General features: G+C 50.7%; 10 protein-coding genes. 4 read left to right on the top strand and 6 right to left on the bottom strand.

Annotation, left to right across the window (positions count from 1 at the left end; translation table 11 throughout):
• Positions 1-98 precede the first annotated feature (98 nt).
• From QEZ41_RS05340 to def, 5 genes are all read right to left on the bottom strand, one after another.
• On the bottom strand, positions 99-1,550 hold the full coding sequence (locus tag QEZ41_RS05340; RefSeq protein ID WP_289410357.1) for a TrkH family potassium uptake protein: 1,452 nt from the start codon (positions 1,548-1,550) through the stop codon (positions 99-101).
• Between the two features lie 14 nt (positions 1,551-1,564).
• Entirely contained in the window at positions 1,565-2,938 is a 1,374-nt protein-coding gene (gene trkA / locus QEZ41_RS05335; protein ID WP_289410356.1) for a Trk system potassium transporter TrkA, read from the bottom strand.
• Between the two features lie 99 nt (positions 2,939-3,037).
• On the bottom strand, positions 3,038-4,348 hold the full coding sequence (rsmB, locus tag QEZ41_RS05330; RefSeq protein WP_289410355.1) for a 16S rRNA (cytosine(967)-C(5))-methyltransferase RsmB: 1,311 nt from the start codon (positions 4,346-4,348) through the stop codon (positions 3,038-3,040).
• Positions 4,345-5,289, bottom strand: coding sequence for a methionyl-tRNA formyltransferase (fmt, locus tag QEZ41_RS05325; RefSeq protein WP_289410354.1), 945 nt, complete (start codon positions 5,287-5,289; stop codon positions 4,345-4,347). The genes rsmB and fmt overlap by 4 nt, the downstream gene beginning before the upstream one ends.
• Before the next feature lie 32 nt (positions 5,290-5,321).
• A complete protein-coding gene (gene def / locus QEZ41_RS05320) occupies positions 5,322-5,831 on the bottom strand; it encodes a peptide deformylase (RefSeq protein WP_289410353.1) in 510 nt (169 codons plus the stop codon).
• A 147-nt stretch (positions 5,832-5,978) separates the two neighbouring features.
• Here def and QEZ41_RS05315 point away from each other — a divergent pair, with 147 nt between their 5' ends.
• From QEZ41_RS05315 to tsaC, 4 genes are read left to right on the top strand one after another with little or no spacing between them, the layout of a single operon-like run.
• Complete coding sequence (locus QEZ41_RS05315) at positions 5,979-7,001, top strand: LysM peptidoglycan-binding domain-containing protein (protein WP_289410352.1); 1,023 nt, start codon at positions 5,979-5,981, stop codon at positions 6,999-7,001.
• 57 nt (positions 7,002-7,058) lie between these two features.
• A complete protein-coding gene (dprA, locus tag QEZ41_RS05310) occupies positions 7,059-8,168 on the top strand; it encodes a DNA-processing protein DprA (protein WP_289410351.1) in 1,110 nt (369 codons plus the stop codon).
• A gap of 35 nt (positions 8,169-8,203) precedes the next feature.
• Positions 8,204-8,764 (top strand): sn-glycerol-3-phosphate transporter, encoded by a 561-nt coding sequence (locus QEZ41_RS05305; RefSeq protein WP_289410350.1) that lies wholly within the window; start codon positions 8,204-8,206, stop codon positions 8,762-8,764.
• A gap of 33 nt (positions 8,765-8,797) precedes the next feature.
• Entirely contained in the window at positions 8,798-9,355 is a 558-nt protein-coding gene (gene tsaC / locus QEZ41_RS05300) for an L-threonylcarbamoyladenylate synthase type 1 TsaC (protein WP_289410349.1), read from the top strand.
• Positions 9,356-9,373: 18 nt separating this feature from the next.
• Here the strand turns inward: tsaC and aroE are convergent, their stop codons facing one another.
• A complete protein-coding gene (gene aroE / locus QEZ41_RS05295; protein ID WP_289410348.1) occupies positions 9,374-10,189 on the bottom strand; it encodes a shikimate dehydrogenase in 816 nt (271 codons plus the stop codon).
• Positions 10,190-10,261: the final 72 nt, after the last annotated feature.

Genomic DNA, 10,261 nt, shown 5'->3' with positions numbered 1-10,261 from the left:
ATCAAAGCGAATACCGCCCGCAAGTGGTTAGCTAACCCTTTACGGACGGTTCGGAGAGATGGTATCTACAGGAGCAGGTCTTGTGGGTTGGCACTGCTTTAATACCGCCAAAAGGCGGGGGTGAAGAGGATTAGAAGGGAGAAGACTTCTAAACGCCCTAAAATCATGGCTACGCTGAGTATAAGCTTGGCACTGCTGGGCAGCTCTGCGTAATGTAGTGACGCTTCGCCCAACGCGGGTCCCAGATTATTCATGCACGAGGCTAGAGTAGAAAAAGCGGTAATGGGATCCAGCTCGCAGGCAAGCAAAGCCAGCATCAAGGTAAAGAAAGTTACCAAATAAACCGCACTAAACCCCCAAACGGCTTCGATCACTCGGTCAGGCACGGTACGCTTGCCCATCTTCACCATAAACACGCCATTGGGATGCAACAAGCGCTGTATTTCACGCTGACCTTGGCGGAACATCAGCATTACACGCATCACTTTCATGCCACCGCCGGTCGAGCCTGCACAAGCACCAATAAAAGATATATAAATCAAAAAATACGGCAAAAAACTGGGCCAGCCGCTAAAGTCTGTTACGGCAAAGCCGGTAGTAGTAGCAACGCTGACCACTTGGAACAATGCGTGGCGTAGTGTGTCGGTCGGCGCTGAATATTGCTGGTAAAATGCCAAAACAAAAACAGTGATTACCACTGCACCACTGAGTATTTTTAGGAAGGTCATACATTCCGGATCTTTCAAGTACGCCTTAAGGGAGCGACTTCGCAACGCCAAAAAATGCAGCCCAAAATTCATGCCTGATAACACCATAAAGACAACAGCGATCAGCTCAATGGCGAAACTATCAAAATAGCCAATACTGGCGTCATGGGTAGAAAATCCGCCAATGGCAATAGTGGAAAAGCTATGGCCGATGGCATCAAACCAACTCATGCCCGCCATGGCATAAGCCAGCGCACAGAGCACTGTCAGGCCGCAATAAATAATCCAGAGGGTTTTTGCCGTATCAGCAATACGCGGTGAGAGCTTGTTGTCTTTCACCGGCCCCGGAATTTCACTGCGGTACAACTGCATGCCGCCCACACCAAGCATAGGCATTATGGCAACGGCTAACACAACGATACCCATGCCTCCTAGCCACTGAAGTTGTTGGCGGTAATATAAAATTGCTCTTGGCAGGCTGTCGATGCCTGTTAGCACCGTCGCACCGGTGGTGCTTAAGCCAGAAAACGCCTCAAAGATGGAATCGACCAAGCCCATTTCAGGTCGTAAGGACAAGTAAAAAGGCATCGCCCCGAAACTTGCCAGCACAAACCAGAACGATGCCGTGAGCACATAGCCATCACGCACGCGCAACTCTTCGCGCCGGTGGCGTAACGGATACCAAATGCATAAGCCCGTCAGCAGGGTAATGCTCAATGCCAGCGAAAAACTGTATTTGGCCTCACCGCCGTCGTACAGGGCAATGAGCAAGGGCGGGACTTGAGTCAAGCTAAAGAGCATCAATAGCATGCCTAAAATACGTCCTAGGGCGGCAAAATGCATAATTCTCAGCTCACTTAGAAAAAAGTTAATCCTACTTGGAACAAACGCTCCACAGCAGGAATATGTTTTTTGTCCACCACGAATAAAATTACATGATCACCGCTGGCAATTTCTTGCCCATCATCGGCCATCAACACTTCTTCGTCACGAATAATTGCGCCAATGGTAGCGCCAGGTGGCAAACGTATTTCGCTGATTTTACGCCCTACGACCTTGCTGGACTTATTGTCCCCATGGGCTATAGCTTCAATGGCTTCGGCAGCGCCACGGCGTAGTGAGTGCACACTGACCACATCACCGCGGCGTACGTGAGCAAGCAGTACACTAAGGGTCGCCAACTGAGGGCTGATAGCAATATCAATCGCACCGCCCTGCATCAAATCCAAATAAGCAGGGTTATTAATCAGCGCCATGACTTTGCGCACACCCAGTCGCTTGGCCAGCAAAGAAGACATGATATTGGCGTCATCATCATTGGTTACGGCAATAAACAAATCTGCTTGATCAATATTTTCCTCAATCAACAGTTCCCGATCCGAAGCGCTGCCATGCAACACTAGCGTGCTGTCGAGAGTGCCCGATAAGTGACGACAGCGCGCGGGATTCATTTCAATAATCTTAACCTGACAATGGCTTTCGATAGCCTCTGCCAAGCGCTCGCCTACTTGACCACCACCAGCAATTACAACACGTTGATAACCCACTTCTACGCTTCTAAGTTCGCTCATCATCTCGCGAATACGGTGGCGCGCGGCAATAAAAAACACTTCATCGTCCACTTCAATAGCGGTGTCGCCAGTTGGGATGATGGGGCGATCGCGGCGAAAAATCGCGGCAACACGAATATCGGCATTAGGCAGGTGTTCGCGTAACTGGCGTAATTGCTGCCCAACCAACAGACCGCCATAGTGGGCGCGCACACAGACCAACTGCGCCTTGCCGTCGGCAAAGTCCATGACCTGCAAAGTACCCGGGTGCTCAATGAGGCGCTTAATATGGTGAGTGACTACTTGCTCAGGACTGATGAGCACATCAATGGGCAAAGCATCTGGGGCAAACAAATCGGCGCGGGTTAAATACTGCGTCGCTCGTACACGGGCAATTTTAGTCGGCGTGCGAAATAGGGTATGCGCTACTTGGCAGGCAATCATGTTGATTTCATCGCTGTTGGTCACAGCTACCAGCATATCGGCGTCATCGGCTCCTGCTTGGCGCAAAATAGTCGGAAAAGAAGCATGCCCTGCTACCGTGCGAATATCTAATCGCTCACCCAGCTCGCGCAAATGCTCAGCATCCGTATCCACTACGGTAATATCATTAGCTTCATTGGCGAGTTGTTCAGCCAAATTTCCGCCCACCTGACCTGCGCCCAGGATGATAATTTTCATCAACGACCTCTGTGATAGCTGTTGTTGCTGTTATTAGGTGTCTATTAAAGCACGCTTGCTGGTGCAGAGGCACAATCCATAAATGCTTAAGCGAGGCGTTTACTGGGTAGGTGCGTTAACTTTTCGTAAACGTGCATAATAAAACCCATCATGCCCATGTGCTTGCGCCAACAGCTGTCGCCCACGCGGCTGAGCAATCCCGCACGCCAGCTCAAACGGCCACTCTTGCGCGTCAGCGGTACGGGTTAAGAACTGCTCAATCACTTGGGTGTTTTCATCTGGTAGAGCCGAACAGGTGGCATACAGCAGTACACCGCCGGGCTCCAAGGTCGACCACAATACCTCTAACAACTCGCCCTGTAATTGCGCCAGCGCAGGAATATCTTCGGCGTGGCGGGTGAGTTTGATATCGGGGTTGCGGCGAATCACGCCGGTCGCCGAACAGGGCGCATCCAACAAGATGCGCGCAAAGGGCTGTCCATCCCACCAAGCGTCCAGATCGCGAATGTCCGCGGCTTTGAGTTCAGCCTTTAAGCCCAAACGCTGTAAATTTTCTTCCACTCGAAGCAGGCGGTGCGCTTCTAAATCCACCGCTACCAACTGGCCAAAAGCGGGTTGAGTTTCGAGGATATGGCAGGTTTTACCGCCGGGCGCGCAACAAGCATCCAGCACACGCTGACCGGGTTGCACATCCAACAAATCGGCGGACAACTGCGCTGCTTCGTCCTGCACGCTGCACCAACCTTTGACAAAGCCGGGCAGCTCGGTCACATCACAGGCCTGCGCCAACTGCACGCCGTGGCGACTAAAAGGCGTCGCTGTCGCGGCGATACCAACCTGCGCTAGCTGCTGCACGTAGTCGTCACGGCTCATATGCTGTTGATTAACCCGCAAAGTCAGCGGCGGATGGCTGTTATTGGCGGCACAAATGTCCAACCAGTGCTCAGGCCAGTGTGCTTTCAAGGCTTTTTGTAGCCAGCGCGGGTGCGCCGTGAGCACCACAGGGTCTTTTTCCAGTTGCGGCAACAGTTCTTCAGCTTCCGCTTGGGCGCGGCGTAACACGGCATTGAGCATGCCTTGCGCCCATTGTTTCTTTAAGGTTTTAGCGCAGTCAACGGTTTCACTAATCGCAGCATGCGGCGGAATACGGGTATAGAGCAATTGGTACAGACCAATAATCAGCAACGCCTGTACGTCTTGATCGGCTTTACGCAGGGGTTTGCTTAAAAACTGTGCGGCTAGGATTTCCAAACGCGGATACCAACGCGCACTGCCCAGCGCGAGCTCTTGCACCAGCGGGCGATCGCGCACGGTGACTTTAGCCAACACGTTGGGCAAGCTGCCTGCGAGCGAGGCTTTACCGTTAAGAACTGCAGTTAGGGCATGGGCAGCAGCGAGGCGTGGATTCATGCGCCCAGCACCTGACCCAGAGTAAAGAGATCAGCACGACCATTGTAAATATCCGCAAACGCCAACGCCTTCGCGTTAGGCAGCTGCATCTGCGTGATTAACAACGCATCCTGCCCACAAGCCACCAGCAACCCTTCGCGGCTGACCTGCAGAATACTGCCGGGTGTGCCCTGCTGCTCAACCACCTGCGCAGCATGTACTTTAATACTGGTCTCGCCCAGCAGCGTATGACTAATCGGCCAAGGATGAAAGGCACGCACAGCACGCTCAATGACCTGTGCCGGCTGTTGCCAGTCAATGAATGCACAGCCTTTGCTTAGTTTGTGCGCGTAGGTAGCCAACTCATTCTGCTGAATAACAGGCTGCGCCGTGCCAGCTAAGAGTTGCGCAACGGTCTCTAGTACGGCAGGCGGGCCCATGCTGGCTAAGCGGTCATGCAGGCTGCCGCCGGTGTCGCTAGCAGCAATAGGTGTCGCTACTTTTAGCAGCATTGGGCCAGTATCCAAACCGGCTTCCATCTGCATCACTGTAACGCCGGTTTCGGCATCACCCGCTTCGATGGCACGCTGAATGGGCGCTGCCCCTCGCCAACGTGGCAGCAACGAGGCATGGCTGTTAATGCAGCCCAAACGTGGGGTATCGAGAATGGCTTGCGGCAAAATCAGCCCGTAAGCTACGACCACCATCAAGTCTGCCTTGAATTCAGCAAGCGTAGCTTGAGCCTCTTCAGTCCGTAGGTTTTGCGGTTGTAACACGGGAATATCGTGCGCCAGCGCGAGTTGTTTGACCGGACTGGCCACCAGCTTTTGCCCACGTCCTGCAGGGCGATCCGGCTGGGTGTAAACCGACACCACCTTATGCTGGGAGTCGAGTAAGGCTTGTAAATGCTGAGCAGCAAACTCCGGCGTACCGGCAAACACTATACGGGCTGAATCTGACATTGCATTCCTTGAACAAAATGATAGCGCTGGGCTTACTGCTGCGCTTGGCGGTGCTGTTTTTCGAGTTTTTTTCTAATACGGTTGCGCTTGAGGTTAGACAAGTAGTCAACAAACAACTTACCGTTGAGATGGTCGCACTCGTGCTGCACACAGATGGCCAACAAACCTTCTGCGATGATCTCAAAGGGCTCACCATTACGGTCCAAAGCATTCACTTTGACTCGCTGCGGCCGCTGTACATCCTCATAAAACCCGGGCACCGACAAACAACCTTCCTGATATACGTCGGTTTCTTCAGTAAGCACAGTAAACTCAGGGTTGATGAACACTAAGGGCTCAGACTTATCATCCGATAAGTCCATAACGACAATACGCTGATGCACATCCACCTGAGTAGCAGCTAAGCCAATCCCCGGCGCGTCGTACATGGTTTCGAACATATCGTCGACCAGTTCACGTATTTGATTATCGACCTTAACCACCGGTTGCGCTATGGTGCGCAAGCGCGGATCTGGGAATTCAAGTATTTTTAAAATTGCCATATGCGTTTGTGATGTACTTGTGGAATAAAATTAATTTGCACTGTTATTATTACATGCATTGATGTAATACTGCTTCAATTCTAAAGATTTTGGAGTAATCTTTATGGGTCACTCCAGCAATCTGCCTATGCTAAAGGGAATCATTACATGAGGAAAACATTAGTCGCTCTGTTGTTGCTAGTCACTGCCGGATTAGTGCAAGCGCAAGTGGAGTTAAAAGATAACCACCCAGACAAGTATACCGTTGTTAAAGGTGACACTCTATGGGACATTTCAGGCAAGTTTCTTAGCAAACCATGGAAATGGCCTGAGATTTGGCATGCCAACCCACAAGTAGCCAACCCACACCTTATTTACCCCGGCGATATTCTAAGTCTGGTTTATATTGATGGCCAACCACGCATCATGCTCAATCGTGGCGAAAGCCGCGGTACTGTCAAGCTATCACCCAAGGTGCGTAGTACGCCAATGGCAGAGGCTATCCCAACCATTCCTTTAGAAAGCATTAATAGCTTCTTAATCAACAACCGCATTATTAACTCTGTCGCAGAGTTTGAGGGCGCTCCTTACATAGTCGCCGGTAATGCAGAACGCGTGCTTAGCGGCAAAGGCGATCGCATCTATGCGCGCGGCTCTTTGGCTCCTGATGAAAACTACAACATTTTCCGCCAAGGCCGTGTATACACTGATCCACAGACTCAAGAGTTTTTAGGTATCAATGCTGATTACATTGGGACGGGCGACATCATTTCAAGTGAGGGCGAAATAGGCACTTTAGTCCTTAGCCGTACCGCGCAGGAAGTACGTATCGCTGACCGCTTGTTTGCTACTGAAGAAAGAACGATCAACTCAACCTTTTTTCCCAGCGAACCCAAAGAACAAATTAACGGCGTGATTCTTGATGTACCTCGCGGTGTTTCGCAAATTGGTCAGTACGACGTAGTCACCATCAACAAGGGTACGCGTGACGGACTGGTAGAGGGCAGCGTGCTAGCCGTTTACAAAACAGGTGAAACCGTGCGCGACCGTGTTACCGGCGATAAGGTAAAAATCCCAGACGAGCGCTCTGGCCTGCTGATGGTGTTTCGCACCTACGACAAAATCAGTTACGGCTTAGTACTCTACGCTAGCCGTCAACTAGCCGTTATGGATAAAGTTAAAAACCCGTAACAAGACTGAGCAAGGCGTGTTTCTACACGCCTTGTTTGATTTAACAAGGAAGTTGTTATGGCACAGGATATTTCTGCCCGCGAGCTGCACGCGCGTCTTTGTTTGCACGCCACGCCCCAAATTGGCCCACAGCGTTTTCAGCTACTGCTCAATCATTTCTCAAGCGCCGAAGCTGCACTGGCAGCATCCACCTCAGCATGGCTACAACTTGGTCTGCCTGAACAATGCAAAACCCTTAGTCAAAGTAATGAAGTGCTACAAAAAGCTGAGGCAGCGTTAAAGTGGGCTGAACACCCTCTGCATCACCTCATCTTGCACGACAGCTTAGACTATCCGGCTTTGCTCAGCGAAACCCACGCCGCCCCAGCTGTGCTGTTTGTGGAAGGCAATCCAAAAGCGCTAGCCATGCCACAGCTTGCTATTGTGGGCAGCCGCAACGCTACTCCCACTAACAAACAGACCGCCTATCATTTTGCCAAAACACTGGCCGCAGCAGGTTGTGCAATCACCAGTGGGTTAGCCTCAGGCATTGACACCGCAGCACATCAGGGCGCACTGAAAGCCGGTGGCTGCACGCTCGCCGTTGTAGGTACAGGCTTGTGGCATACTTACCCGAAATCCAATCACGCCTTGCGTGAACAAATTGCACAATCCAGCGGCGCACTGGTTTCAGAGTTTTGCTTAGATGTCAGCCCAATCGCAGCTAATTTCCCAAAACGTAATCGCATTATTAGTGGTTTATCGCTGGGTGTTTTAGTTGTTGAGGCTGGTTTAGCCAGCGGTTCTTTGATTACCGCACGTTACGCTGCTGAACAAAATCGCGATGTATTTGCCATTCCCGGCTCAATTCACTACCCCGGCAGCAAAGGCTGTCATCAACTGTTGCGTGATGGTGCTGTATTGGTCGAGTGCGTACAGGATATTCTAGGTGCTTGGCAACATTGGCTTAGTACGCCCATACATGACTCAGAGCCCAAGCCAGCAGAAACCGCGCCCTGCGCTTTACTCGCTCTATTGCAAAGCAACCCCATGGGTAACGACGAACTTGCGCAGCAATTACAGCTAGACATGCCTACCGTCTTGCAACAACTCACTGAGCTTGAGCTAGACGGTAAAATTTACACTAAAGCAGGCTTGTGGCACTATCTGCCCAAAAAATCATCTTAGTGCTTATGGCACACACTTTTCTGTTAAGGAGCACAATGAGCTGGAGACTGGTAAAATCATGCATGCTAACGCTTACGACTCTATCCTCATACTCAACTGCTTACGCTGAGCAAGAAACCACGCAGGACAAAACAATCGAGTCAGCGCCTAAAAAAACTCTATCTTCTTATCTTCATGTTCTATTTAAACCCGTACCGGCTGAACCCTACTGGTATATCCAAACCAGCCTGTACACTAAACACTTTAACCCCAAACCTGAGCATAATAACAACCAAGATTTAATTGGTTTAGAGCGCCACACAGCAAACAGTTACCTGCTTGGCGGCGCGACGTTCCGACATTCTTTTGGCAGGCGTTCCTATTATGGCTATACGGGTAAAAGGTTTGATTTTGCCGGCACTCCTTTTTACGGCAAAGTAACCGCAGGACTGCTGTACGGCTACAAAGGGGAGTATCGCGATAAAATTCCTTTAAACCGCTTTGAAATCGCACCTGCTGTTATTCCATCGCTTGGAGTAAAATACCGTCGGCTGGGTGCCGAGATTCTTTTACTGGGTACAGCCGCAACCATGATCAACGTTGGTCTTGAGTTATAATTCTCTGATAGTCCACTCTTAAGCTGGAACGCAATGCACAGCACATGGCAGCTACAACAAGCCGCACAAAAAATAAAGCACGGAGGCGTAATCGCCTACCCAACAGAAGCGGTGTGGGGGCTAGGGTGCGACCCATGGAATAAAGCGGCTGTGATGCGAGTTTTGGCGCTAAAACAACGCTGCGTAAGCAAAGGTTTAATTCTTGTAGCCGCCGATATAACACAGTTTGCTGAGTTACTGGCAGGTTTACCGGACTTGCTAATGCAACAGCTGTATAACTCTTGGCCCGGACCAAACACTTGGCTGGTTCCGCACCACAACCGCCTGCCTAATTGGATTACCGGGCAACACAATTCTGTGGCGCTGCGAGTCAGCGCGCACCCTTTGGTACAGCAGCTATGTCGCTTAACCGGTCCCTTGGTGTCTACTTCAGCCAATCCAACTGGACATCCTGCTGCTAGTAGCCGCTTACGCGTTGAACAGTATTTTCATCAGCAACTCGATGCTGTGTTAAATGCCCCACTGGGGGAGCACACTCAGCCAAGCTGCATTAAAGATTTACTCAGCGGACAGGTTATTCGTCCTGCCTAGCTGCAAATGCAAGCAGGATTAGGATAAAGACGCACGCATGCTGGCTAAAACTGCTTGAGAATCAGGACGCACGCCAGTCCACAGATAAAATGCTTCTGCTGCTTGCTCGACCAACATACCTAAGCCATCAAGAGTTTGTCCCGCGCCGTGCTCAGTCGCCCAACGGTTAAACGCTGTAGGCTGTTTGCTGTACATCATATCGTAACACAGCGTATGTCCGGCTTTAATAAGACTGGGTGCTATAGGCGGTAACTCACCGTGCAGGCTCGCAGAAGTGCCGTTGATGATGATGTCCACAGGCGTTTCGATCCAGTCGTAGCCACAAGCCACCACTGGACCTAAATCAACAAACTCAGTACACAGCTGCTCGGCTTTTTCTACCGTGCGGTTAGCGATGCAGAGCTCTTGTGGCTGCTGCGCCAACAATGGTTGCAAAATACCGCGTACGGCACCACCGGCACCCAGAATCAATATTTTTTTACCGCGCAACACCACGGTTTGATTTAGCAAATCATTAACCAAGCCAACTCCGTCTGTGTTGTCGCCCAAAATCGCACCATCTACCTGTTTTATCAGGGTATTTACAGCTTTAGCGCGCTGCGCTCTTGGGGTTAACTCATTCGCCCAAGCAAAAGCCTGCTCTTTAAAAGGTACCGTAACATTGGCTCCTCGCCCTTCTTGAAAAAACTCAGTCACAGAACCAACAAAGTCATCCAACGGCGCTAAAATTGGCTCATAACTAATTTGCTGCTGGATTTGCTCGGCAAATAGCTGATGAATTTGTGGTGATTTACTGTGCGCAATAGGGTTACCAAAGACCGCCAGTTTCAGCATGTGTAAACCTCTTTTGAAAGTTTAAATAAAGCCGCAATCATACCACCGAACTAATGCACGAAAGACCTTAGG

The sequence above is a fragment of the Thiopseudomonas acetoxidans genome (genome assembly GCF_030362935.1).
Taxonomy (GTDB): Bacteria; Pseudomonadota; Gammaproteobacteria; order Pseudomonadales; family Pseudomonadaceae; genus Thiopseudomonas; species Thiopseudomonas acetoxidans.
This window is presented reverse-complemented; position numbering and strand designations above follow the sequence as displayed.